This window comes from Niveispirillum sp. GW835-FHT14G11, assembly GCF_058793615.1.
The window spans coordinates 110,968-134,761 of sequence record NZ_JBXAFZ010000012.1 but is presented as its reverse complement, the minus strand read 5'-3'; the positions used below and the strand labels follow the sequence as shown (position 1 = coordinate 134,761).

Below are 23,794 nucleotides of genomic sequence, written 5' to 3'. Positions count from 1 at the left end.
CCCCCCCCCCCCCCCCCCCCCCCCCCCCCCGCAACCGGCCTTCGCAAATGGCAACCCTGGCCCCCCATCCCTGGTAGCTTCCCAATCACCTTTGCATGTGTATAGTGCGGCGAACCTTTTGATCTGGGACACGGAACCGGCTGGTGCCATCGGGTGCGGGCGGGGTCGGTGTCCCATAACCCGTATCTCGCGGCCCGCCAGGCCCGCGCAGGGGAGCCCCAGGTTCATGTCCAGCACCGATCGTTTCCGCGAAGCCCTGACCTTTGACGATGTCCTGCTGGTGCCGGCCGCATCGGAGGTCATGCCGGGCGAGGTCGATACCAGGACCTGGCTGACCAAGTCGATCCAGCTGGGCATTCCGCTCTTGTCCGCCGCCATGGATACGGTGACGGAATCGGCGCTGGCCATTGCCATGGCCCAGTCGGGCGGCATCGGCGTCATTCACCGCAACATGGATATCAGCCGTCAGGCGGATGAGGTGCGGGCCGTCAAGCGCTTCGAATCGGGCATGGTGGTCAATCCCTATACCCTGCGCCCCGACAATACCCTGGCCGACGCGCAGGAATTGCAGCGCCGCCACCGTTTCTCCGGCTTCCCGGTGGTGGATGACAAGGGCACCCTGGTCGGCATCCTGACCCACCGCGACGTGCGCTTTGCCAGCAACCCCAACCAGCCGGTCAGAGAGTTGATGACCAAGGATGGTCTGGTGACGGTGAAGCCGGGCGTGAGTAAGGAAGAGGCCAAGCGCCTGCTGCACCAGAACCGCATCGAAAAGCTGCTGGTCGTCGATGATGCCTATCGCTGCATCGGCATGATCACGGTCAAGGATATCGAAAAGGCCCAGAACCATCCCCACGCCGCCAAGGACGCCGCCGGCCGCCTGCGCGCCGCCGCCGCCACGGGCACGGGCCCGGACGGTCTGGACCGCGCTGCCGCCCTGTTCGATGCCGGCGTCGATGTGCTGGTCATCGACACCGCCCATGGCCATTCCAGGAAAGTGGCCGATCAGGTGCGCGCCGCCCGCGACCTGAAGAACTATACCCAGATCATCGCCGGCAATGTCGCCACGGCCGACGCCGCACTCGCCCTGATCGATGCCGGTGCGGACGCCATCAAGGTCGGGATCGGCCCCGGCTCCATCTGCACCACCCGCATCGTGGCGGGCGTCGGCGTGCCGCAGCTGACCGCCGTGCTGGACGTGGTCGAAGTCTGCGCCAAGCAGGGCATCCCCGTCATCGCCGATGGCGGCATCAAATATTCCGGCGACCTGGCCAAGGCCATCGCCGCCGGCGCGTCCTGTGCCATGATGGGCGGCCTGTTCGCCGGCACGGACGAAAGCCCCGGTGAGGTCATCCTGTACCAGGGCCGCTCCTACAAGGCCTATCGCGGCATGGGCTCCGTCGGCGCCATGGCGCGCGGCTCCGCCGACCGCTATTTCCAGGCCGAAGTGTCCAACACGCTGAAGCTGGTGCCGGAGGGCGTGGAAGGCCGGGTGCCTTACAAGGGCTCGCTGGGGGCGGTGGTGCATCAGCTGATCGGCGGCCTGCGCGCCTCCATGGGCTATACGGGCTGTGCCAACCTGGAAGAGATGCGCACCAAGCCGAAATTCGTGCGCATCACCAACGCGGGCTTGCGCGAAAGCCACGTCCACGACATCACCATCACCAACGAGGCGCCGAACTATCGGCAGGGGTGAGTTTGGCAAGTTGTTGACCGCCCTCGAGTAACAGTGTCTGATAAGTCAGGCAAGTTCTTGAGGGCGTTTTTATTATGGTTGATGGGTATGAGCATACAGACAGCTTGCGGCGCTTTGTTGCGACGAATTTTTACGTAAATGAAGAAAATGTACCCACACTATACCATTACACTAGTGTTTCGGCGTATAAGCTTATTATCGAGAGCAAGTGTTTCTGGGCTAGTGATGTTCGATTCTTGAATGACGACAATGAAATTAGATATGGAATTTCTAAAGTAAAGAACGCCATCAAATCACGGATAGGTGATTCCTTGGTATCAGATGTTGCTGTTGAGGCTTTGGTTGCTTTGGAAGAGAATTTAGTCGATGATTTTGGAGTTTGCTCAGTTAGTTTTTGTGCTAGGGGTGATCTTCTTAGTCAGTGGCGAGGGTATGGTAATAATCAAGGTGTGTCGATAGGGGTTAATACGCAGAAAATTAAAGCCATAGTAGGTTACGATCTTTATAAAGTAATTTATAATGAGGATCTTCAGGATAATATAGTTTCAAATTCTATTGATTTGTACTGTAGGAAGTATGCTGATCTGAAGCGAAGCGGCTGGAAATCGAGTGACTTGAAGAATTTAGGATTGCAGGCATCATATGTTTTTGATCGAATAATTGCGGCATTCAAAGCGCCTTCTTTTGAGGAGGAGGGTGAGGTCCGAGCATTTGCAAGAAAATATGCCCATAAGATTGGGCGTGGCGTTAAATTCAGAGAAAAAGATGGTGTAATAATACCGTATTATGAGTTGAAGATAGATGATCTCAGTTCTGGTATTATATCAGATGTGGTGATTGGGCCGGGAAAAAATCTGAACTTGATAAAGAACGGTGTGGAGGTATTTAGTGAGGCGAATAAAGTAAGTTGTGATGTCTATTTATCTTCTATAGCTCTTCGAACGTAATGGTGGTCTAGTGCATTTCTTCTCGATCGACAGCCCCCAGAACCCGCAATTCAAGACCTGGTCCGGGCTGCTGGAAAGCCGTGGCATCCGCAAGGCCGGGCAGTTTCTGCTGGCCGGGCTGAAGACCGTGCCGGAGGCGCTGACCCGCTGGCCGCAGCACTTCACCCGTATCCTGATCCGCCATCCCGAATGGATCGCGGATTGGCCGCTGCCCGATCATATCCAGCCCGTGGTGCTGGCCGGCCCGCTGTTCCGGGAGCTGGACGTGTCGGGCACGGATTACCCGATCCTGGTGGGCAATCTGCCCACCATCGGGCAGGCCGACCTGTCGGCCCCGCCCCAGGGGCTGGAACTGGTCTGCGCCCTGGGTGATCCGGCCAACCTGGGCGCGCTGCTGCGCAGTGCGGCGTCCTTCGGCGTGTCGAAGGTGATCCTGCTGGAGGAATCGGCCCACCCGTTCCATCCCAAATGCCTGCGTGCCGCCAGCAACGCCGTCTTCACGCTGAACATGGTGCGTGGCGGGCGCTGGGCGGCGCTGGACCAGGCGGAAGGCCCGCTGCTGGCGCTGGATTCCGGGGGTGAGGATCTGGCTACCTTCCCCTGGCCGGAGGATGCGCGCCTGATCCTGGGCGAGGAGGGGCAGGGCGTGCCCGCACAGGTGCCGGCCCGCCGCCTGACCATCGGCAATACCGGCAATGTCGAAAGTCTGAACGCCACCGTGGCGGCGTCGATTGCTTTGTTCACCTATCACGCGGGCGGGCAATGACCCCCGATCCGCAGGACCAGCCGGCCCCCGATCTGGCCGCCATCGCCGCCGACCTGTCGGAAAGCGTGGCTGCCCTGTCCACGGCCGGTGCCTTGGGCCTGCCCGACCTGCTGGCCCGCATCGACGCGCTGAAATCCCGCATCGATGCGCTGGAAGCGAAGGTGCGGGCAGAGATCGCGGACGAATCCGCCGCCGATTCCGGCGCCTGAGCCGGCCCATCCCTGCCCCCGCATAGCTCCCTTGTGTCTTGACGGGGCGGTTTGGCGGCCAAATCATCTCCTCTTTAAGCCTGTCTTCACCATTTCGCGGCAACCTTGCATAGTTAAGGCGTCACGGAGCGCCTTTTTATGCCATCATGGCCGGGAAGAGGCAGGATTGACGTTATGGGTGTCATGATGACGATCCAGGATTTGAATGACCTGCGCCGCGACATCCTGGTCAAGGCTGACGAGATGCAGGCCGAGGCTGCGCGTCTGGAAGACAGCCGGCCGGAGGAGGCCGCCAATCTGCGCCGCATCGCCGACCGTCTGGCCATCTATATGCGCGACTACCTGGACGTCTCCAACGTCGAATGGCTGCCGCCGGCCAGTGCCCGCGCCGATCACGTCGAGCCGGCGTGATCGATCAGCCGGCCCGGCATCCCGGCCCGCAATAAGTCCGCCAGATCGGCGGGGATCGTCCGCTTTTCCGCCGCGCCGAACGCCGTCATCACATAGATGGTCTCCGCCGCCATCACGCTTGTCCCGTCGGGATGCAGCGTGAAATCCGTCAGGATGCTGAAGGAACTGGTGCCCACCCGCCCCGTGCGGATGGATTGTTCCAGCACATCGTCGAACCGGGCCGGTGCGGTCCATTCCTTGGTCTGCTTGACCACCATCATGTCCAGCCCGCGTGCATTCAGCCCCTGGGTGCCGCCCACCAGCAGGCGCAGATATTCGGTGATGCCGATATCGATGAAATCGCCATAGCGGGCATTGAACACCACCTGCTGCGGGTCGCATTCCCCATAGCGCACGCGGTGGCGGAAACGGAATTCGGCGGTCATCGTTCCTCCGGGCCTTACGTCCTGACCACCATAATGCCAGTTCGTCATGAAATAGAACGGATTGCGACTTGGTATCGGCGCCCGCTTTGCGTTACCAATTCATGGCAACCGAACGGTGGGGCGATATGGATTTTCCCGTCAAGGCGCGTGCCCTTCTGCTGGCCGCCTTCCTGTCCACGCCCGTCCTGGCCCACGCCCCGCCCGGCGCCATGCCCCGCCCCTATGCCCCGGCGGAGGCCGGCACCCGGGTCATCTACACCAACGCCACGCTGATCGACGGGCGTGGCGGCCCGGCCCAGCCCGGCATGGCCGTCGTGGTGGAAGGCGACCGCATCGCCTCCATCCTGCCCATGTCCACCGTGGAAGTGACCCGCTGGGCCGATGCAAGCTTCGTCGATGTCGCCGGCGGTTACCTGCTGCCCGGCCTGATCGACAGCCATCAGCATATGGCCACCCCGCCCAACCGGGTACAGGCGGAAGCACAGATGCGCCGCGACCTGTTCGGCGGCGTCACCGCCGTGCGCGACATGGCCGACGATCTGCGCGCCGTCATGGAATATGCCCGCGCGGCAAGGGTGGGGGAGGTGCCGGGCCCCGACATCTATGCCGCCGCCCTGTTCGCCGGCCCCGACTTCTTCGACGATCCGCGCACGGCGGCCGCCGCGGAGGGGGTGAAGCCCGGCACGGTGCCCTGGATGCGCGCCGTCACCGACGCCACCAACCTGCCGGAAGCGGTGACCCTGGCGCGCGGCACATCGGCCATCGCCATCAAGCTCTATGACAATCTGCGTCCCCAGGACGTGCGCGCCATCACGGCGGAGGCGCACCGGCAGGGCATGCGGGTCTGGGCCCATGGCATGGTGTTCCCGACCCCACCGGCCGATGTGGTGGATGCGGGCGTCGACAGCATTTCCCACACCTGCTACCTCGCCTACCATATCTCCAACCCCCGCCCCACCACCTATAAGGACCGGCGGCTGGTGGAGATCGACAAGCTGAAGGGCGGCGACAATCCGGAGATGACGGCGCTGTTCAAGGACATGGCGGCCAGGGGCATCGTCCTGGACGCCACCCTGCGCGTCTATCAGGAATATGACAGGCGCCTGGCCGCCAAGCCCGACATGAAGCCGCGCCCGCATTGCACGCTGGAGGTCGCATCGGCCCTGACGGCCCAGGCCAAACGCGCCGGCGTCACCATCGTCACCGGCACCGATGGCGTGCCGCCGCCCGCCCATCCCTGGCCGGCGCTGTATGACGAGCTGGAATTGCTGCACGCCCGCGCCGGCATGACCGCGGCCGAGGTGATCGTTGCCGCCACCCTGGACGGGGCGAAGGTCATCGGGCAGGCGGCGGAGATGGGGTCCATCGAGGCCGGCAAGCTGGCCAATTTCATCGTGCTGGACCGCGATCCCCTGGCCGACCTGGGCAATCTGCGCTCCATCCGTTTCACCGTGAAGCGCGGCACCAGGCTGGACCGCGCCGCCTATCCCCCCATCACGCCGCAGGAGATGCCCCCCGAATGACCGATATCGCGCGCCGCCGCCTGCTGCTGGCCGGGGCGGCCACGGCCCTGCTGCCCGCCGCCACCCGCGCGGCCACCCCGGCGATCCCCGGCCCGACCGGGGCTGTCGGCATCCGCGACATGCTGGTGGTCAATGCCCTGGGCGGCCTTGGCAATCCCAATCTCAAGCCGCCCAAGGACGCGCCGCGCGCCGTGCGCAACCGCATCGATGACCGCGCCCTGGCCGATGCCCGCATGTCCGGCCTGAATGCCGTCAACAATACCATCGGCTGGGTGGCCGGCCCCGGCGACCCGTTCGAATTCTCGGTGCGGGAGGTGGCGGAAAGCCTGGCCCAGATCCGCGCCCAGCCGGATGATCTGGCCCTGGTGCTGAAAGCCGCCGATCTGGAGAAGGCCAAGGCCGACAACAAGATCGGCATGATCCTGGGCTTCCAGAACGGCGCCATGTTCGCCACTGACCCGGCCCGCGTCGACCTGTTCGCCGACCTGGGCGTGCGGGTAATGCAGCTGACCTATAATGTGCAGAACCTGCTGGGCTCCGGCAGCGTCCGGCCGGAGGAAGAGGGGTTGACCCCCCTGGGCCGGGAGATGCTGGCCCGGATTGAGGCCAACCGCGTCATGGTGGACCTGTCCCATTCCAACCGCCAGACCTGCCTGGACGCCATCGCCGCCGCGACCCGGCCCTTGTCGATCAACCATACCGGCTGCCGCGCCATCACCGACCTGCCGCGCAACAAGAGTGATGCCGAACTGCGCGGCGTGGCCGACAAGGGCGGCTTTGTGGGTATCTATTTCATGCCCTTCCTGGCCAAGGGCCGCATCGCCACCGCCAATGACGTGGCCGACCATGTCGTGCATGCGGTCAAGGTGGCGGGCGAGGACCATATCGGCGTCGGCACCGACGGCTACGTCACCTCCTATGACGATATGGACGCCTATATGGAGGAGTTGCGGAAGGAGAACGCCGACCGCGTCGCCAAGGGCATCGCGGCCGCCGGCGAAAGTGCCACCACCACGCCCTTCATCATGGATCTGCGCGGGCCGGGCCAGTTCCAGAAACTGGCCGACCTGCTGCTGGCCAAGGGCCTGAAAAGTGCGGCGGTGGACAAGATCCTGGGCCGCAACTTCCTGCGCTTCGCGCGCGACACCTGGGGCTGAGGGGGGCGATGATGATGGCCAAGACAATTGCGATGCTGCTGGCGGGCGCCGCCCTGCTGGCCCTGCCCGCCCAGGGCGCCGACGATATCCGCTTCCACAAGTCCTTCCCCGGCGCCCCCTTTTCAGAGGCGGTGGAGGTGGATGGCATCCTCTATCTGTCGGGCCAGCTGGGCAACGATGCCAACCTGAAGCTGCCCGACGGCATGGAGGCCCAGGCCCGTCAGGTGATGGAGAACATCAAGGCCGCTGTGGAACGTCGCGGCCTGACCATGGACCGCGTCTTCAAATGCACCGTGATGATGCAGGACATGAAACAGTGGGGCGACTTCAACAAGATCTACGTCACCTACTTCAAACCCGACCGCCTGCCGGCAAGGTCGGCCTTCGGCAGCAACGGGCTGGCGATGGGGGCGCTGCTGGAGGTGGAGTGTTGGGCGAAGGTGGGGTAGGGGGGGCGGGAGCGGGCGGGCGGGTTCAAAGCAGCCGAAATAAACAGCCGATTTCCCCGTTGGCTTGTCGCGCGACGCTCGCCAGCACTGTGCGGCGGCACATATGTCGAAAGCCATTGTAGCACCTGCAAAATATGATCATATTCTGACTATGGTCGATTGGAGAGATATTGCTGGATGTCCACGGTAAAGCGGCTGGACGAAAATGACGAGCAACTTGCCGTTCGCGGCCTCTCTGCTGTGGAGGCAGAGCACGCGGCTGCCTTCGCCCGCGAGGTTGGGGTTGCAGATAAGACGCTGACGGCGAATGCGGCCATAGTTGACCCCGTCGCAAGGCTGCGCGCCTTGCGGCAGAACATTGGTCTCGTCGACCGCATGATGACAACTTTGAAGGATTTGTTCGAAAGCCAATCCCGTCGATTGGGTGCCGAAGGTCGTCTCATTCGTTCGATGCTGGCATTCAGTAAGCGTTCCGGCCGATTGAACGCATTGTTACCTGCGGCCGGCGTGACTCAGGATGAGAAGCGTATGCTTCTGGACCGGGCCTGGAATGCGAAGAGAATTAGGCTCCAAATCCGGACGCGAGCGGAACTTGAGCGAATCCTCAAGACTACTGAAGCCGAGGTTGCGGCATCGCCGATGCCCAGGGCGGAGATACCAGAGGTCAAGCGCATCGAGAAAGCCTTCGTAACTGCCGCCACATTAGCGTTCGATAGACCCTGCCAATGGGTTGAAAATCATCCATTATATGATAGTCCGGCCGTTATCGTACCTCTGCATGAGGATGAAGTGGGCCGCAGAAGCGTAACGGGACCAAAACTGCAAACGGCCTATGGCCTCGTCGAGCGCAACATGCCCAGTATGTTGGGCAAAGCCATAATTGTCTATCAGGCACCGGAGAGCGATGCAGCCACGGGAACTCTATGATCTTGCCTGTCGGATGTCTGAAGTTGCGGCAAGTGAAGCTGAGCATAGGACCATTGCGCAAGCAGCTTACTACGCTGCATATCATCTCGCCTGCGAAACTTTTGGATATAACCCGCTCGTCAAAGACCAGTCGGGACATCAATCCCTTGCTGATGTGTGCGAAGGGTCAAGGGGATATTCAACTACGGCGCCATGGTGTCACGGACTGCGAGTGTATTTCCGTCCTCTTCTCCGATCTCGGGTGGCAGCAGCATATAATATAGCTGCGACGTTCAACCGATCAGACATGGACGCGGCGCTGGATTGCGCGGATGCGATTTTTAGCCGCGTCCCAACGGATGCCTAGTCGCGCGAGTGGGTATTCTCGGTGATCCTTAAAAAACAATAGAAACTGTTTTGCACGAGCGAGTTCGACATCAAGGAGTTCAAGACTGCTCACAATAGGGAAGCAGCTGGGAAATGTCCGGTTTCGTTTGCTATTTAGAGTTCCAAAAGACGGAAAAGGGCGCAAAGCTGACTTCCAAACCCCGCCCGTAGAAGCGCATAAAGCTGACTTTCTCATCGGCCCATGCTATAAAAGCTCATCAACGCCACTTCTATGCCTTCACGCCGGTTGCTGCGGATAGCGTGCCGGTGCGTCAAGCCTATGCATTCGGAGCAGGTGGGCAGGGTCCTCTGAAACACAACCCTGTTTGATGTTGCATAGCGTTTCACAACGCCAATCATTCGGAGGGGCTGGCCTGCCCTCTCTGAAACATCCCCCCATTATGTGTTGCACGATGTTGCACAACCCCTCCCCATTCGGAGCGAGCGCCCATCCAACTCCGGGCAACTCCGTCTCCCACCCGGTTACTGCGGCACTCCGTTGCCGTCCTGGCCGACATTACCGTGCTGGAACGGGTGGTGAAGGTGATGAAAGGGGGGTGACGTGAACGGCCGCTGTCGGCCCGACCGGATGGTTACTGGTATCCCTTTGATGAAGCTGCCTTATTGTCTTCCTGGCGAAGGCCGGGGCCTAGGAACAGGCGCCCGACCGTACAGCCGCTTTGATCATCGCTGCGTGGCGGTTTCAGCCTCTGGCCCCTGGGTCCCGGCTTGTCGCCGGGAAAGCGATGCGGAGTGCAAACGGATATCAGGTGATCAGGTGACCCGCCGTTCCACCGGCTCCCCCGCCGGCAGGCGCCGCAGCAGATAGAGCGGGACCGTCACGCCCACGATCAGGGCGGCCACGCCCAGCATCCACATTTCCGACAGGGCGATGATCAGGATGGCGAAGCCCAGCCCGGCGACCGACGCTGCGCGGGCCCGCATCCGGGCGGCGGGGGCGGCGATGGTGCCCGACAGGCGCAGCAGGGACAGGCAGGCATAGGCATAGACCAGGACGTTCAGGATGACGGCCATGTTGACCACCATGCTGAACTGTTGCCCCAGCGTGCCCGACAGGGTGGCCAGACAGACGATGGTCATCAGGACGGCGGTGACGATCAGGTTGCGCGACGGCGCGCCATGGCGGTTGATCTTGGACAGGACCCGCGGGAACAGGCCCAGTTCCGCCGCCGCCTCCGCCGTTTCCGCCCCCACCAGCATCCAGCCGGCCAAGGTTCCCGCCGCCTTGACCATGGCGCAGATGGCCAGGATGCTGGCCGCCACCGGCCCCCAGACGCGGGCCGCGACATCGGCGAAGGGGGCGGTGGACGCCGCCAGCTCCGCCGCCGGCATCACGCCGGACAGGGCGGTGCAGGCGATGATATAGGTGATGCCGGCCAGCAGGATGCCGCCCGCCGTGGCCAGCGGCACGTCGCGTTCCGGCCGCTTGACCACGGCGGCGACCACGGCGGCACTTTCCAGGCCCAGGAAGGCCCAGATGACTAGGCCCAGCGAGGCGGTGATGGCGTGGGCGTCGGTCCCGCCGGTGACGTTCCAGGACGCCGCGAAGATTTCCGGGTTGAACCAGACCCAGCCGAAGGCACCGACCAGCAATATGGGCGCCAGACCCAGGACCAGGGCCACGCCCTCAAACCGCGCGATCAGTTTGGCACCCGACAGGTTGACCAGGGTCATCAGCCAGATGATGGCAATGGTGGCCCCGGCCAGCATGGCGGGCACTTTCATCGCCGGCACGAAGGTGCCCAGGTATCCCGTCACGGCCAGGGCGATGGCGACATTGCCGAACCAGGTGGAGATCCAATAGACGAAGGCCGACTGAAAGCCCAGATAGCGGCCCAGCGCATCATGCACATAGCCGGTCAGGCCCAGCCCGCCCGGCCGCAGCATGGAAAGGGCCGAACAGACCCAGCCCAGCAGCAGGCACCCCGCCAGCACCACCACCCAGCCGATCAGGGTGATGGACCCGATGGCGCCCAGGCTGGCCGGCAGCAGGAACACGCCAGAACCGATCATGTTGCCGGCCACGATCAAGCCGGCCGCCAGGGGGCCGATCTTCTGGTCCCGACTTCTCATGCCGCCCCTCCCGCTGTCGGCCGCCCGGCGGGCCCTTCGGCCGCTCAACAGGTCGGATGCAGAACATTATTCTCCATTGAGCATGCGTTCAATAACTATGGTTAACGGGTTTGAATCATTCGGCGGCTTCATACATACCCGCCGCGGCCGGAAGCTCCATAGCTTAGCGGCGGCCCGCCTCCATCCTCACGCGGAGGTGGGGATGCGCTTGGCGCGCAGATCGGCCAGGATTTCGCGCGCGGCATTATGGCCGGGGGCACCCGTAACGCCGCCGCCCGGATGGGTGCCGGCGCCGCACTGGTACAGGCCTTTGATGGGCGTGCGGTAATCGGCATGGCCCAGCATGGGACGGGCGGAGAAGATCTGGTTCAGGTCCAGGGCGCCATGGAAGATGTCGCCGCCCAGCAGGCCGAAGGTGCGCTCCAGGTCCAGCGGGCTGTTGATCTGCCGGCCGATGACGGATGCCTTGAAGTTGGGGGCGTGCTGGTTGACGGTGTCGATCATCAGGTCCGCCACGTCCTCCCGGTAATCATCCCAGGACTTTCCGTCGGGCAGTTCCGGGCTGACATGCTGGCAGAACAGGCTGGCCACATGCTGGCCCGGCGGGGCCAGGGTGGGGTCCAGGGTCGATGGGATCAGCACCTCCACGATGGGGCGTTTGGACCAGCCGTCGCGCTTGGCGTCCATATGGGCCTTGTCCATGTAATCCAGGCTGGGCGCGATGATGATGCCGGCCGTGTGATGCTCGGCCCGCGCCTTGCCGGGCAGGCAGGTGAAGTCGGGCAGTTCCGACAGGGCCACATTCATGCGGAAGGTGCCCGACCCGCAGCGCCAGTGGGTGATGCGGTGGTGGAATTCCGCCGGCTGTTCGTTGGCGGCCACCAGCTTGTCGAACAGCAGTTTGGGGTTCAGGTTGGACACGACCAGCCGGCCGCGCACGGCCGTACCCTTGGCGGTGACCGCGCCCACGGCCCGGCCCTTCATGATGATCACCTCGGTCACCGGGCTATCGGTGATGATCTCCACGCCGGCCGCCATGGCGGCTTTCGCCATGGCCTGGGTGATGGCGCCCATGCCGCCGATGGCATGGCCCCAGGCCCCCTTCTTGCCATTCACCTCGCCAAACACATGGTGCAGCAGGACGTAAGCCGAGCCCGGCGTATAGGGGCTGGCGAAATTGCCGACGATGCTGTCGAAGCCGAACAGCGCCTTGATCGGATCGCTTTCAAACCAGCGGTCCAGGTAATGGCCGGCCGACATGGCGAACAGGTCCAGCAGCTCGCGCTGAAGCTCCAGGTCCAGCTGGCGCATGCGCTGGCCCAGCCTGGCCCCCTTGATCAATTCGGGAATGGCCGCGAACAGGCCGCCGCGCACGACATTGGGCGGGGTCTGCAAGACGATGTCGCGCAGCACATCGGCAATGGCGCCGGTCTTTTCCTCGTAATCCTGCAGGCGGTCGGCGTCGGATTGTGAGAACTTCGCCACCTCACGCCGGGTCAGGCCATTGCCGCCGGCCTTCAGGTAGCGGCCATCCTCCAGCGGCAGGAAATTGGCGATCTCGCGCTCCACCACCGTCAGCCCATGGCCTGCCAGGTCCAGGTCATTGATGACCTTGGGGTTCAGCAGCGACACGGTATAGGCGGCGACGGAGTTGCGGAAACCGGGGACGAATTCCTCCGTCACCGCCGCACCGCCCACGACATGGCGGCGTTCCAGCACCGTGACCTTCAGGCCCGCCTTGGCCAGATACGCGGCACAGACCAAGCCATTATGGCCACCCCCGATGATCACGACGTCGCGCATGAACCCTGCTCCTGTTCACCGGCGCGGGCGCCGGGTTTCGATGGTTTGGCAATGATGTTGGGAGATGCAAGGCCCCGTCACGTCATCGGCACGGCCCGCCGGCCCTTCCACCCGGCCGCCGGCGCCTGGGCCAGGCGGCTTTCGGGGATCAGCGCCCGGATGCGGCGGGCAAAGGCGCGCAACGACACCTCGTTCTTGCCCAGCGGGCCGGTGGAATAGGCCTTGCCGTTCATGCCCTGCTGTACCCGTTCGATCAGGGCCTTGTCCTCGATATTGACCTGGCGGTTGATGCGCCAGTTGGCATAGCGCACGGCCTTCATCTCCCGCCGCGCGTCCGGATGGACATAGGCGATCTCGCGGATCACGCTTTGGGTGGGCGAGGTCGGGATCCACTGCATGAAGTCGATCTGGTCTGGATAGATGTCGAGGGCCTGGTTGGGCCAGAGCTTGAAATAGGTCCAGAGCCGCTGGCGGTCGGCCGGCAGGTGCGGCACCTCCGGCAGGTATTTCTGATAGAAGCGTTCCGACAGGTTCCTGGACGGCGGTTCGATCAGATAGCCCCACATCTTGTCGACCCATTCCCGGGATTCCAGGCCGTAGCCATGGCCGAACAGACGGGTCAATCCCGGGTGTGCCACCGTGATGTGCAGGCTGTCGGAATAATTGTCGCCGACATTCTTCCAGTTCACCGCGCGCGGCCGCAGGGTCACGCGGCCCAGCGGCATCAGCTCCTCCAGCCGGTAGGGCGCGATCTCATGCTCATAGGGTGCCATCATCGCCGCCACGCTGGGGCCGCCATTGTCCTCCAGCCGGATGAAGATGAAGCCGTGATAGATCTCGAGCGCCACGGCCAGCAGCGGATAATCGGCCAGCCGGAAATCGGGGAATTCCTTGCGATGGGGCACGCCGGTCAGCGCGCCGTCGGTGCTGTAGGTCCAGGCATGGTAGGGGCAGACGATGCGCTTGCCGCAATTGCCGACATCGCCGTCCAGCAGACGGGCCGCACGGTGGCGGCAGACATTGTGGAAGGCCCGGACCGTACCATCCTGCCCGCGCAGCACCACCACGCTTTCGCCCAGGAAATTGAAGCTGTGATAGTCGCCCGGATGGGGGATGTCGTTATTGTGGCAGACGATCTGCCAGGAGGTGCGGAAGATCACCTCCCGCTCGACATCATGGAAATCGGCGTCGCGGTAGATCCATCCCGGCAGGCTGAAATCATCATCGTCATCCAGGCCCGTCTGGTCGCCAAGGGTGCGGATCGCGTCAGCCATTGGGATACCTCCATGCGCGGGAATGGATGATGGCGGCTCGCCACCGCTCTTGTTGAACATTCGTGCAAGAGCGGTGGCCCCCTGTCAATGGGGCCTGTGCATACTGACGGCGCTTTGCGCGCGACAGGCCGGATGGCTGCGTGATAGACAGATCAGCCGTTCAACAAGGAGCGTTGGAATGGCTGCGCCGACCCGCAAATTCTCCCGCATCCAGCCGGAAATGCGCCGGGAGCATCTGGTCGAGGCCACGCTGCGTTGCCTGGCCGAACATGGCCATGCCGGCGTGTCGGTGCGCAAGATCGCGGCGGCCGCCGATGTCTCCATCGGCCTGATCAACCATTATTATCCCAGCATCGACCAGCTGATCAGCCACGCCTATGAGACGCTGTCCGGCGGCATCGCGGCCAGCCTGCTGGAAAGCTCCGCCGCCGCCGGCAGTCCGCGCGAATGTCTCAGCCGGTTCATTCATGAGAGTTTCGGGCCCGCCGTGCTGGACCCCGACATGCTGGGCGTCTGGGTGGTATTCTGGAGCATGGTGCGCCATTCCCAGGACATGCAGACGGTGCAGCAGCGCACCTATGGCCAGTACCGCCAGGTGCTGGAGCGCCATCTGGGCGCCCTGGCCGTGGAGAATAATCTGCCGCCGCAGAACCTGCGCGCGGCGGCGACGGCGCTGAACGCCATGCTGGACGGGCTGTGGCTGACCTGGTGTCTGAATCCCAGCAATTTCAGCGTCGAGGACGGGGTGGCAATGTGCGAGGGCTGGGTGGATGCGTTCGCATCCGGTGCTTTTGTATCCCGGCTTGTCACCGGGATGACGAGGGATGGATCGATTGAGGGTCAGGCTGACATGCCGTAGCCCAGCGCCCGCTCCAGCCGGTCCAGCCCCTCGGCCAGTACCGCGTCCGATACGGTCAGAGGCACCAGGATGCGGATGGTGTTGGCGTTGGTGCCGCAGGACAGCAGGATCAGCCCCTCGGCTAGCGCCTTCTGCGTCACCTTGGCCGCTGCCTCCCGGTCAGGCGCGCCGTCAGCGGTGACCAGATCGAAGCCGATCATCGCCCCCGGCCCCCTGATGTCGGCGATGGGGCGGATATCGTTGCGCAGCGAAAGGGACTCCAGCCGTGCGCGGATACGCGCCCCGATGATGTCGGCCCGCGCGCACAACCCCTCCTCCTCGATCACGTCCAGCACGGCCAGCGCGGCGGTGCAGGCCAGCGGGCTGCCGGCATAGGTGCCGCCCAGCCCGCCCGGATCGACCCGGTCCATGATGGCGGCGCGGCCCAGGATGCCCGACAGGGGGAAGCCGCCGGCGATGGACTTGGCCATGGTCACCATATCGGGTTCCACGCCCGCATGCTGGATGGCGAACAGCGTGCCCGTCCGGGCGAAGCCGGTCTGCACCTCGTCCGCGACCAGCAGGATGGCGTGCCGGTCGCAGATATCGCGCAAGGCCCGCAGCAGTTCCGCCGGGGCCGGGTGGAACCCGCCCTCGCCCTGCACGGGTTCGATGACGATGGCGGCCACCCGCTCCGGCCCGATATCGGCGGCGAACAGGAAATCCAGGGCCTTCAGACTGTCGGTCACCGTCACGCCATTGGCGGGGAAGGGGACGTGGAACACGTCGCCCGGCAGCGGGCCGAAGGGGCGCTTGTAGGGTACGACCTTGCCGGTCATCGCCATGGTCATCAGGGTGCGGCCATGGAAGGCGCCGGTGAAGGTGATGATGCCGGGCCGGCCGGTGGCGGCGCGGGCGATCTTCACGGCATTTTCCAGCGCCTCCGCCCCGGTGGTGAAGAAGATGCTCTTGGCCGGGCCTGAGAAGGGGGCGCGTGCGTTCAGCTTTTCCGCCAGCTCGATATAGCTTTCATAGGCGGCGACCTGGAAGGCGGTGTGGGTGAAGCGCTCCGCCTGGGCCGCCACGGCCGCCATGACGCGCGGGTGGCGGTGGCCGGTATTCAGCACGGCGATGCCGCCGGCGAAATCCACGAAGCGGCGCCCCTCCACGTCCCACAGCTCGGCATTCTCCGCCCGGTCGGCATGGATGGGAAAGGCGGTGGCCACGCCGCGTGGCACGGCGGCATCGCGGCGGCGCAGAAGGTCGGCATTGCTGGTCATGATGCTGATCGATCCCGATGCAGGTGGAAATCCTGTCCTCGGTATCGCCCGCCGCCCGCCTGCCACCACAGTGCGTAATGCGTCGCCGCTGGTGCGGTGGGGGCACCAGCCGGTGTGGCCGCGGGTGATTGCGTGCCGTGGCGTTTTCATTGCAAGCTGCTCACCCGTTCCGCCGCCGGAAGCGATGATGAGCGACGACAAGACCGTCCCTGAAAGCCCCGCCAACCCGTCCAGCCTGCCCGGAAAGAAGGCTCTGCCGCCGTTCGCGGCGCTGCGAGCGTTCGACGCCGTGGCAAGGCTGGGCGGCGTGCGCCGGGCGGCGGAGATGCTGGACCTGGACCATGCCGTCGTCAGCCGTCACCTGCGCACGCTGGAGGCCTGGACAGGCACGGGCCTGATCGAGCGCAGCCGGGCCGGTGCCGTGCTGACGGAGGAAGGGGCGCGCTATCACAAGCGCATCGCCCAGGCCATGGACGGCATCGCGGCCGCCACGCTGGACCTGATGAAGCGCAGCGACAATCGCCGCCTGCTGATCTGGTGCATGCCGGGCTTCGCCTTTCATTGGCTGATGCAGCGCCTGAACCAGTTCGAGGCGGCGAACCCCGGCCTGGATATCGAATTGCGACCCACCGATACCTGCCCCGACTTCGCCAAGCACGAGGCGGATGTGGATGTCCGCTTCGCCCCCATTTACGGCTCACCCCTGGCTCTGTCGTCGGGTGTGCAGAGCGTGGAGGTGGCGCAGCCGCCGACCATTCCGCTGGCCAGCCCGGACTATCTGGCGGCCAACCCGCCCATCCGCACCTGCCAGGATCTGCGGCACCACCAGCTGCTGCATGAGGAAAGTTTCGATGTCTGGGCCTGCTGGCTGTCGGGGCACGGCGTCATCGGGCACGGGGAATTGACGGGTCCGCGGCTGTGGCACGCGCACCTGACCCTGGATGCCGCAAGGCGCGGACGCGGCATCGCGCTGGGCAACCATCTGATTGCCGCCGACGATCTGGCGGCCGGGCGGCTGGTGGAGGTGGGGGCGGACCTGCCCGATTTCCACCTGATGCCGCTGGGCGCCTATATCTTCGTGGCGCGGGAGGACCGCTGGCGCGCCGCCCCCATCGCCCGTTTCCGCCAATGGCTGCTGGCGGCGGTGGCCAAGGAGATGCCCAAGGCGCTGGTCACGGGGGGACGGAAAGGGCCGGGTTGATGGTGACATCCGGTCACCGCCCACGGCGCCTTTGGCATCTCCCGTCGGGCAGTCCGGATTTGCGAGGCTGGGGTGCCCGAGAAATTGCCGGATGAACCCAAATGGCCCGCTTCCAGGCCCCGCCGATCCGTCGGGGCGATCTTTTCCGCCAGTCCGCCCTGATCAATGACGAGTGGGTTGGCAGCACCAGCCTGCTGACCGTTACCAACCCGGCCACGGGCATCGCCATCGGCACCGTGCCTGACCTTGGTATCGACGCCGCACAGGACGCGGTGGCCGCCGCGCATGCGGCCCTGCCCGGCTGGCGGGTGCTGGCGGCTAAGGAGCGGGGGCAGGTGCTGCGCCGCTGGGCGGGGCTGGTGCAGGCGCATGAGGGCGACCTGGCCCGCATCCTGACCTTCGAACAGGGCAAGCCCCTGCCGGAAGCGCTGGCCGAGGTGCGGTCGACATCCGCCTTTCTGGAATGGTATGCGGAGGAGGCGCGGCGGGTCTATGGCGAGGTGCTGCCCGGCCATCGCGCCGACAAGCGCATGCTGGTCACCCGCACCCCGGTGGGCGTGGTGGCGGCCATCACGCCCTGGAACTTCCCGTCCTCGATGATCGCGCGCAAGGTGGGGCCGGCCTTGGCCGTGGGATGTACCATGGTGCTGAAGCCATCGGAACTGACGCCCTATTCCGCGCTGGCACTGGGCGTGCTAGCGCAGGAAGCCGGGGTGCCCAAGGGCGTGTTCAACATCGTCACCGGCCAGCCGCAGCCCATCGGCGATGTGATGGTGGAGGATAGCCGCGTCGCCAAGCTGTCCTTCACCGGCTCCACCCGTATCGGTAAGCATCTGGCCGGGCGCTGCATGGAGTCCATGAAGCGCATTTCCATGGAACTGGGGGGCAACGCGCCCTTCATCGTGTTCGATGATGCCGACCTGGACGTGGCGCTGGAGGCGGCGATGCTGGCCAAGTTCCGCAATGCCGGCCAGACCTGCATCTCCGCCAACCGCTTCCTGGTGCAGGCCGGGATTTACGACCGGTTCGCCCGGATGCTGGCCGACCGCGCGGCGGCGCTGGTGCTGGGCGACGGGCTGATGGAACAGACGCGGATGGGCCCGCTGATCAATGGTGCCGCCATCCTGAAAGTGGCGCGCCATGCCGACGATGCCGTGCGGCTGGGGGCCCGCATCCTGACCGGCGGGGCCACGCCGGATGCCGAGGGGCGGTTCTATGAACCCACGGTGCTGGTCGATGTGCCGGCGGAGGCTGCCGTGATGAGTGAGGAGACGTTCGGTCCCCTGGCGGCCCTGCATCGCTTCACGACTGAGGCGCAAGCTGTCGCCATCGCCAACGACACACGGGCCGGCCTGGCCGCCTATTTCCTCACCCGCGATCTGGCCCGCGCGCACCGGGTGGCCGATGCGCTGGAATACGGCATGGTCGGCGTCAATACAGCCGTCCTGACCACCGAAGCCGCCCCCTTCGGCGGCATTAAGGAGAGCGGGCAGGGGCGTGAGGGCGGCTTCCACGGGTTGGACGACTATCTGGACATCAAGTCGATCTGCATCGACGTGCCGGCAGCGGGGGCGTGATGTATACTCCGCACCCCTATGGCGCCATCGATCCCGCCGCCATCGTCCACCGCTATCCCTTCGCCCAGTTCATTACCGGCGGCGGTGACGCCCCGCTGCTGGCCACCTCCACCCCCATCATGTTCGAGCGTAACGGGGACGAGACGCGGATGATCGGACACCTCTCGCGCGCCAATCCGCAGGCGGCGACGCTGACCGACGGCATACCGGTCCTGGCCATCTTCGCCGGCCCGCACGCCTTCGTCAGTTCCTCCTGGTACAAGGAAAAGCAGGAGGTGCCGACCTGGAACTATGTCACCGCCCAGGTGCGCGGCCGTCTGACCCCCATTGATGATGAGGAGGGGCAGCTGGCCATCCTGCGCCGCACCAACGCGCTGATGGAGCGGGGCAATCCCGACCCCTGGACCCTGGAGAAGGCGCCGGCGGGCCGTGTCGCCTTCCTGCTGCCGATGATCCGCTCCTTCCGCATCCATGTAGAGGCGATCGAGGGCGCCACCAAGCTAAGCCAGCGCCACCCGCCCGGCGACCGGATGCGGGTGATGTGTGCGCTGACCGCCCATGGCGGGGGGATGGAGGCCGATGTGGCGCAACTGATGGCGGCCGATCTGGGCCTGGGTTGGTGACCTGTCGGGCTGGTGCCAATGGCGCACCATGCCCGACCCGATTGTCATCTTCACGGGCGGGGTGTGACAAGCGCACCATGACGCACGGCAATGATCCGCAGAACAAGCAGGTGAGACGGGCATGAAGGCGAAGAACGGTCGGAAATCCTCGGGGTTCGCCCTGGCGCTCAGTCTTCTGGCGGCGGTGCCGGCGGGGGCGGGGCAGGAACAGCTGGTGCCAATCGTCAATGCCGGGGCCAAGCAGCTGGCCTTCGACTGGCCCCTGCTGCGCATCGGTACGGGCGAGTATCAGGAAGGGCCGACCGGCGTCACCGTCTTCACTTTCGGGCGCAAGGTGCATGCCGCCGTCGATGTGCGCGGCGGCGGGCCGGGCACGGTGAATACCGACTACCTGCGCCTGGGCTATGCCGTGCCCGACCTGGATGCCGTGGTCTTTGCCGGCGGGTCCTGGTACGGGCTGGAGGCGACGACGGCCGTGGCCACGGCCATGATGGATGACGGCTATCGCGGCGGGTCCTGGGACAATATCGCCCTGTCGGTCGGCGCCATCATCTATGATCTGGGCGACCGCCGCCTGAATGAGATCTATCCCGACAAGAAGCTGGCGCAGGCCGCCTATCGCGCCGCCCGTCCGGGCGTCTTCCCGCTGGGGGCGCAAGGGGCGGGCCGGCTGGCGCGTACCGGCGGCCTGTTCGGCTGCAACGCGGCATCGGGCCAGGGCGGGGCGTTCCGGCAGGTGGGCGAGGTGAAGATAGCGGCCTTCACCGTGGTCAACGCCCTGGGCGTGGTCACCGACCGCGACGGCAATGTCGTGGCCTGTCACAAGGACAAGGACTGGCCCAAGGTGCTGAAGGCCGCCGATCTGGTGCAGGGCATGCCGGCCAGTCGCAAGCCGGATTGGAAGGGTCTGGCCACCGGCAAGGATGAGCGGCGCAACACCACCGTCTCGCTGGTCGTCACCAACCAGAAGCTGGACCAGGCTGAGCTGGAGCGGCTGGCCGTGCAGGTCCATACCTCCATGGCGCGCGGTCTGCAGCCCTTCGCCACGATCTTCGACGGCGACGTGCTCTATGCCGTGTCGACGGCGGAGATTGAGGAGGCGCAAGGCATGCCCTCCTTCGACCTGTCCACCGTGGCGGGGGAGGTGATGTGGGACGCCATCCTGTCATCCGTGCCCGACCAGCCCGAGGCGCCGAAACCGGCGCACAGGGCGGTGCTGAAGCCTGAGGCCACGGCGGCGCTGGCCGGCGATTATGTGTTCTCCGGTCATGTGAAGGTGAGTGTGACCGCCGAGGGCGACAGGCTCTATGCCCAGGCCACCGGCGAGCGTCCGGCCTTCGCCATCAAGAAGGATGCGAAGGTGGAACTGCTCCCCGTATCGGCGACGGACTTCACGGTTCCCGGCCGTTATCCGCTGACGGCGCGGTTCACGGCCCCGGGTGTGCTGGTGCTGAACCCCGGCCAGGTGGAGCAGGTGGGGCGGCGATAACCCAGTGGGTTGCTCAATTTCCGCCTTCCCGGCGAAAGCCGGGACCCAGGGGCCGCATGTGCGACCTTTCCCCAGGGTCGCTTGACGCTGCCGACAGGATGGTTCCTGTGGCCCCTGGGTCCCGGCTTTCGCCGGGAAGGCGGAAAGGATGCGTGACGCGGCGAAGCAAGTTTGCAACCAGGACCCCTCCATGGACATGCCGTCCCGAAAATCCAACCCCTTCGACCCGGCCGACATGAGCATGGCTGACCGTGCCCGGCGGGCCTATTCCGGCGCGCTGGCGCCCGACCGGATGGCGCAGACCTTGCGCCAGGGTGATAAGCTGTTCGCCACGCGCCGCGTGCCGGCTGGTCCCCAGGTCTCCATCCTGCCGCAGCGGCCGGCGGATTTCGACGCTCTGCGCTTCACCAGCGGCGGGCGCATGGTCGATCTCTATGATTATCTGTCCGGCAACCGTGTGGCCGGGCTGATCATCATCCAGGACGGGGCCGTGGCACTGGAGACCTATCAGTTGGGCAACCATGCGGAGACGCGGTGGCTGTCCATGTCCATGGCAAAGTCGGTCAGCACCACCCTGGTGGGGGCCGCCATGCAGGACGGGTTGATCAACAGCCTGGACGACAATGTCGCCGACTATGTCGAGCCGCTGCGCGACAGCGCCTATGACGGCGTGCCCATCCGCGATGTGTTGCAGATGACCTCGGGCGTGGCTTTCCACGAGGATTATGGCGACCCGGCGTCCGACCGCCGGCGCATGCTGGAGGCCCAGATCGCGCAGGCGCCCGGCACCATCCTGGCGCATCTGGCCGAAATGCCCAAGGCTGGGCCGCCCGGCACGATCTTCAACTACTCCACCGGCGAGACGCATGTGGTGGGCGCCCTGGTCCAGGCCGCCACGGGCCGGTCGCTGTCCGATTACCTGTCGGAGAAGATCTGGCGGCCCTTTGGCATGGAACAGGATGCCGCCTGGTGGCTGGAAGCGCCGGGCGGGCTGGAGGTGGCGGGCAGCGGCCTGCATGCCTGCCTGCGCGACTTCGCCCGTTTCGGCCTGTTCATGCTGGATGACGGCGTGGTGCAGGGCCAGCGCGTCCTGCCGGCAGGTTGGGTGGATGAGGCGACGAGGCCCCGGCACCTCGCCGGCCAGCGCCTGGATTATGGGTACATGTGGTGGCCGCAGCCGGGCACCGACGGCGGCTTTGCCGACCGCGCCTATCGGGCCGGCGGCATCTTCGGCCAGTATATCTATGTGAACCCGGCCCGCCGGCTGGTGGTGGCGGTCAATTCCGCCCGGTCCAAGCCCAAGGGGGCCGAGGCCATTCCCGATCTGGATTTCTTCAATGCCGTCGCGGCGGCTTTCGCCAAGGATGATCGATGAGCGACAGCATTGCCCGCCTCTCCCCGCTTCTGCCCGCATCCCGTGGTTTCTTCGGCCATCCCAGGGGGCTGGCCTATATCGTGTTCACCGAAGCGTGGGAGCGGTTTTCCTTCTACGGCATGCAGGCGCTCCTGGTGCTCTATATGGCGGGGTACCTGTTCCAGCCGGAGGCGGTGGAGCAGGTGGCGGGCTTCCACCCGTTCCGCGCGGCGGTGGAGGGCATCTTTGGCCCGCTTTCCACCCAGGCCCTGGCCACCCAGGTCTTCGGGCTTTATGGCGGATTGACCTATCTGACGCCGATCTTCGGCGGGCTGGTCGGCGACCGCTGGATCGGCCGGCGCCGGGCCGTGGCCATCGGTGCCGGGCTGATGGCGTTCGGCCATTTCGTCATGGCGTTCGAGGCGGCGTTCCTGCTGGCCCTGCTGTGCCTGGTGCTGGGCTGTGGGCTGCTGAAGGGCAATCTGGCGGCCCAGGTCGGGGCCCTTTACGACCGCACCGACAGCCGGCGCGATGCCGCCTTCTCCCTCTATTACATGGCCATCAATCTGGGCGCCTGCCTGGCGCCGCTGGTCTGCGGCACCTTGGGCGAGCTTTATGGCTGGCATTACGGGTTCGCGGCGGCCGGCATCGGCATGTTGATCGGGCTGGTGATCTATCTGGCCGGGCGCCACCATCTGCCGCCCGATGAAATCGTCAAGGCTGACGGACCGCGCGCCAGCCTGTCGGGCAAGGACCGGCAGGTCATCCTGGCCCTGCTGCTGGTGCTGCTGACCGCCACCCTGTTCTGGACGGTGCAGACCCAGGTCTGGACCACCTATGTGCTGTGGATCCGCGACCGGGTGGACCGCAGCCTGTTCGGGTTCGACCTGCCCATCACCTGGTTCCAGTCGGTGGACACGCTGGCCGTGCTGGCACTGGCGCCCGTCAGCCTGGTCATCTGGCGCCGTCTGGCCCGGCGACAAGCGGAGCCGGGTGATCTGGGCAAGCTGATCATCGGCTATGCCCTGTTCGCCGCCGCCTGCCTGTGGCTGGCGCTGTCGGAGCTGGTGGGCGGCGGTGACGGGCGGATCGCTGTCATCTGGCCCCTCCTGTTCCATTTCATCTGCGCGTCGGGGTATCTGCATGTGGCCCCCATCGCGCTGGCTTTGTTCACCCGCAACGGGCCGCCATCGGTGAACGCCATGATGGTCGGCGTCTATTACCTGTCCATCTTCGGCGGTTCCATCGCCAGCGGCTGGTTGGGCCGCTTCTATGAGGCGATGAGCCCGGCCGGCTTCTGGACCCTGCATGCCGCCATCGTCGGCGCCGGGTCCCTGATCCTCCTGCTGCTGAAGCGGTCGCTGGGCCGCGTGCTTGCCCGATAA

21 protein-coding genes are annotated in these 23,794 nt (G+C 65.1%); 16 read left to right on the top strand and 5 right to left on the bottom strand.

Going from position 1 to position 23,794, the window contains the following annotated elements; translation table 11 throughout:
* Window positions 1-226 precede the first annotated feature (226 nt).
* The 5 genes from guaB (at window position 227) to AC1Q7F_RS21755 (ending at window position 4,029) form a co-directional block, all read left to right on the top strand.
* On the top strand, window positions 227-1,696 hold the full coding sequence (guaB, locus tag AC1Q7F_RS21775; RefSeq protein ID WP_492510640.1) for an IMP dehydrogenase: 1,470 nt from the start codon (window positions 227-229) through the stop codon (window positions 1,694-1,696).
* 236 nt (window positions 1,697-1,932) lie between these two features.
* On the top strand, window positions 1,933-2,643 hold the full coding sequence (locus AC1Q7F_RS21770; RefSeq protein WP_492510639.1) for a DUF2971 domain-containing protein: 711 nt from the start codon (window positions 1,933-1,935) through the stop codon (window positions 2,641-2,643).
* Between the two features lie 10 nt (window positions 2,644-2,653).
* A complete protein-coding gene (locus tag AC1Q7F_RS21765; RefSeq protein WP_492510638.1) occupies window positions 2,654-3,409 on the top strand; it encodes a TrmH family RNA methyltransferase in 756 nt (251 codons plus the stop codon).
* The gene (locus AC1Q7F_RS21760) at window positions 3,406-3,618 is read left to right on the top strand and encodes a hypothetical protein (protein ID WP_492510637.1); all 213 of its coding nucleotides are present in this window, start codon (window positions 3,406-3,408) and stop codon (window positions 3,616-3,618) included. The genes AC1Q7F_RS21765 and AC1Q7F_RS21760 overlap by 4 nt, the downstream gene beginning before the upstream one ends.
* 174 nt (window positions 3,619-3,792) lie before the next feature.
* Window positions 3,793-4,029, top strand: coding sequence for a hypothetical protein (locus AC1Q7F_RS21755; protein WP_492510636.1), 237 nt, complete (start codon window positions 3,793-3,795; stop codon window positions 4,027-4,029).
* Here AC1Q7F_RS21755 and AC1Q7F_RS21750 read toward each other — a convergent pair.
* Window positions 4,011-4,454 carry an acyl-CoA thioesterase gene (locus tag AC1Q7F_RS21750; protein WP_492510635.1) on the bottom strand — a complete coding sequence of 148 codons (444 nt, stop codon included), beginning with the start codon at window positions 4,452-4,454 and terminating at the stop codon, window positions 4,011-4,013. The two genes, AC1Q7F_RS21755 and AC1Q7F_RS21750, sit on opposite strands and share 19 nt — an antisense overlap.
* Before the next feature lie 125 nt (window positions 4,455-4,579).
* Here AC1Q7F_RS21750 and AC1Q7F_RS21745 point away from each other — a divergent pair, with 125 nt between their 5' ends.
* From AC1Q7F_RS21745 to AC1Q7F_RS21730, 4 genes are all read left to right on the top strand, one after another.
* Window positions 4,580-5,977, top strand: coding sequence for an amidohydrolase family protein (locus AC1Q7F_RS21745; RefSeq protein WP_492510634.1), 1,398 nt, complete (start codon window positions 4,580-4,582; stop codon window positions 5,975-5,977).
* A complete protein-coding gene (locus tag AC1Q7F_RS21740; RefSeq protein WP_492510633.1) occupies window positions 5,974-7,134 on the top strand; it encodes a dipeptidase in 1,161 nt (386 codons plus the stop codon). The genes AC1Q7F_RS21745 and AC1Q7F_RS21740 overlap by 4 nt, the downstream gene beginning before the upstream one ends.
* Window positions 7,135-7,148: 14 nt before the next feature.
* Window positions 7,149-7,583, top strand: a complete 435-nt coding sequence (locus AC1Q7F_RS21735; RefSeq protein WP_492510632.1) for a RidA family protein — start codon at window positions 7,149-7,151, stop codon at window positions 7,581-7,583.
* A gap of 177 nt (window positions 7,584-7,760) precedes the next feature.
* Entirely contained in the window at window positions 7,761-8,510 is a 750-nt protein-coding gene (locus AC1Q7F_RS21730; RefSeq protein ID WP_492510631.1) for a hypothetical protein, read from the top strand.
* Window positions 8,511-9,650: 1,140 nt separating this feature from the next.
* Here the strand turns inward: AC1Q7F_RS21730 and AC1Q7F_RS21725 are convergent.
* The 3 genes from AC1Q7F_RS21725 to AC1Q7F_RS21715 all read right to left on the bottom strand — a co-directional run bounded on the left by AC1Q7F_RS21725 (window position 9,651) and on the right by AC1Q7F_RS21715 (window position 14,047).
* On the bottom strand, window positions 9,651-10,970 hold the full coding sequence (locus tag AC1Q7F_RS21725; protein WP_492510630.1) for an amino acid permease: 1,320 nt from the start codon (window positions 10,968-10,970) through the stop codon (window positions 9,651-9,653).
* A 186-nt stretch (window positions 10,971-11,156) separates the two neighbouring features.
* On the bottom strand, window positions 11,157-12,773 hold the full coding sequence (locus tag AC1Q7F_RS21720) for a phytoene desaturase family protein (RefSeq protein WP_492510629.1): 1,617 nt from the start codon (window positions 12,771-12,773) through the stop codon (window positions 11,157-11,159).
* Between the two features lie 77 nt (window positions 12,774-12,850).
* The gene (locus AC1Q7F_RS21715) at window positions 12,851-14,047 is read right to left on the bottom strand and encodes an aromatic ring-hydroxylating oxygenase subunit alpha (RefSeq protein ID WP_492510628.1); all 1,197 of its coding nucleotides are present in this window, start codon (window positions 14,045-14,047) and stop codon (window positions 12,851-12,853) included.
* A gap of 178 nt (window positions 14,048-14,225) precedes the next feature.
* Here AC1Q7F_RS21715 and AC1Q7F_RS21710 point away from each other — a divergent pair, with 178 nt between their 5' ends.
* Window positions 14,226-14,906, top strand: a complete 681-nt coding sequence (locus AC1Q7F_RS21710; protein WP_492510627.1) for a TetR/AcrR family transcriptional regulator — start codon at window positions 14,226-14,228, stop codon at window positions 14,904-14,906.
* Here the strand turns inward: AC1Q7F_RS21710 and gabT are convergent.
* Window positions 14,888-16,165, bottom strand: a complete 1,278-nt coding sequence (gene gabT, locus AC1Q7F_RS21705) for a 4-aminobutyrate--2-oxoglutarate transaminase (protein ID WP_492510626.1) — start codon at window positions 16,163-16,165, stop codon at window positions 14,888-14,890. The genes AC1Q7F_RS21710 and gabT overlap by 19 nt on opposite strands.
* A gap of 187 nt (window positions 16,166-16,352) precedes the next feature.
* On the opposite strand from gabT, the gene AC1Q7F_RS21700 reads away from it, so the two are divergent.
* From AC1Q7F_RS21700 to AC1Q7F_RS21675, 6 genes are all read left to right on the top strand, one after another.
* Window positions 16,353-17,366, top strand: a complete 1,014-nt coding sequence (locus AC1Q7F_RS21700; protein WP_492510625.1) for a LysR substrate-binding domain-containing protein — start codon at window positions 16,353-16,355, stop codon at window positions 17,364-17,366.
* 101 nt (window positions 17,367-17,467) lie between these two features.
* Window positions 17,468-18,943 (top strand): NAD-dependent succinate-semialdehyde dehydrogenase, encoded by a 1,476-nt coding sequence (locus AC1Q7F_RS21695; protein ID WP_492510624.1) that lies wholly within the window; start codon window positions 17,468-17,470, stop codon window positions 18,941-18,943.
* Complete coding sequence (locus AC1Q7F_RS21690) at window positions 18,943-19,566, top strand: FMN-binding negative transcriptional regulator (RefSeq protein WP_492510623.1); 624 nt, start codon at window positions 18,943-18,945, stop codon at window positions 19,564-19,566. Before AC1Q7F_RS21695 ends, AC1Q7F_RS21690 begins: the two co-directional genes overlap by 1 nt.
* A gap of 121 nt (window positions 19,567-19,687) precedes the next feature.
* Complete coding sequence (locus tag AC1Q7F_RS21685) at window positions 19,688-21,055, top strand: P1 family peptidase (protein ID WP_492510622.1); 1,368 nt, start codon at window positions 19,688-19,690, stop codon at window positions 21,053-21,055.
* 190 nt (window positions 21,056-21,245) lie between these two features.
* Window positions 21,246-22,430, top strand: coding sequence for a serine hydrolase domain-containing protein (locus AC1Q7F_RS21680; RefSeq protein WP_492510621.1), 1,185 nt, complete (start codon window positions 21,246-21,248; stop codon window positions 22,428-22,430).
* Entirely contained in the window at window positions 22,427-23,794 is a 1,368-nt protein-coding gene (locus AC1Q7F_RS21675; protein WP_492510620.1) for a peptide MFS transporter, read from the top strand. The genes AC1Q7F_RS21680 and AC1Q7F_RS21675 overlap by 4 nt, the downstream gene beginning before the upstream one ends.

Bases quoted from the DNA above. Each gene is read 5' to 3' on its own strand.
- guaB (WP_492510640.1), top strand. From the start codon at position 227: ATGTCCAGCACCGATCGTTTCCGCGAAGCCCTGACCTTTGACGATGTC.
- AC1Q7F_RS21760 (WP_492510637.1), top strand. From the start codon at position 3,406: ATGACCCCCGATCCGCAGGACCAGCCGGCCCCCGATCTGGCCGCCATC.
- AC1Q7F_RS21755 (WP_492510636.1), top strand. From the start codon at position 3,793: ATGGGTGTCATGATGACGATCCAGGATTTGAATGACCTGCGCCGCGAC.
- AC1Q7F_RS21750 (WP_492510635.1), bottom strand. From the start codon at position 4,454: ATGACCGCCGAATTCCGTTTCCGCCACCGCGTGCGCTATGGGGAATGC.
- AC1Q7F_RS21745 (WP_492510634.1), top strand. From the start codon at position 4,580: ATGGATTTTCCCGTCAAGGCGCGTGCCCTTCTGCTGGCCGCCTTCCTG.
- AC1Q7F_RS21740 (WP_492510633.1), top strand. From the start codon at position 5,974: ATGACCGATATCGCGCGCCGCCGCCTGCTGCTGGCCGGGGCGGCCACG.
- AC1Q7F_RS21735 (WP_492510632.1), top strand. From the start codon at position 7,149: ATGGCCAAGACAATTGCGATGCTGCTGGCGGGCGCCGCCCTGCTGGCC.
- AC1Q7F_RS21730 (WP_492510631.1), top strand. From the start codon at position 7,761: ATGTCCACGGTAAAGCGGCTGGACGAAAATGACGAGCAACTTGCCGTT.
- AC1Q7F_RS21725 (WP_492510630.1), bottom strand. From the start codon at position 10,970: ATGAGAAGTCGGGACCAGAAGATCGGCCCCCTGGCGGCCGGCTTGATC.
- AC1Q7F_RS21720 (WP_492510629.1), bottom strand. From the start codon at position 12,773: ATGCGCGACGTCGTGATCATCGGGGGTGGCCATAATGGCTTGGTCTGT.
- AC1Q7F_RS21715 (WP_492510628.1), bottom strand. From the start codon at position 14,047: ATGGCTGACGCGATCCGCACCCTTGGCGACCAGACGGGCCTGGATGAC.
- AC1Q7F_RS21710 (WP_492510627.1), top strand. From the start codon at position 14,226: ATGGCTGCGCCGACCCGCAAATTCTCCCGCATCCAGCCGGAAATGCGC.
- gabT (WP_492510626.1), bottom strand. From the start codon at position 16,165: ATGACCAGCAATGCCGACCTTCTGCGCCGCCGCGATGCCGCCGTGCCA.
- AC1Q7F_RS21700 (WP_492510625.1), top strand. From the start codon at position 16,353: ATGAGCGACGACAAGACCGTCCCTGAAAGCCCCGCCAACCCGTCCAGC.
- AC1Q7F_RS21695 (WP_492510624.1), top strand. From the start codon at position 17,468: ATGGCCCGCTTCCAGGCCCCGCCGATCCGTCGGGGCGATCTTTTCCGC.
- AC1Q7F_RS21690 (WP_492510623.1), top strand. From the start codon at position 18,943: ATGTATACTCCGCACCCCTATGGCGCCATCGATCCCGCCGCCATCGTC.
- AC1Q7F_RS21685 (WP_492510622.1), top strand. From the start codon at position 19,688: ATGAAGGCGAAGAACGGTCGGAAATCCTCGGGGTTCGCCCTGGCGCTC.
- AC1Q7F_RS21680 (WP_492510621.1), top strand. From the start codon at position 21,246: ATGGACATGCCGTCCCGAAAATCCAACCCCTTCGACCCGGCCGACATG.
- AC1Q7F_RS21675 (WP_492510620.1), top strand. From the start codon at position 22,427: ATGAGCGACAGCATTGCCCGCCTCTCCCCGCTTCTGCCCGCATCCCGT.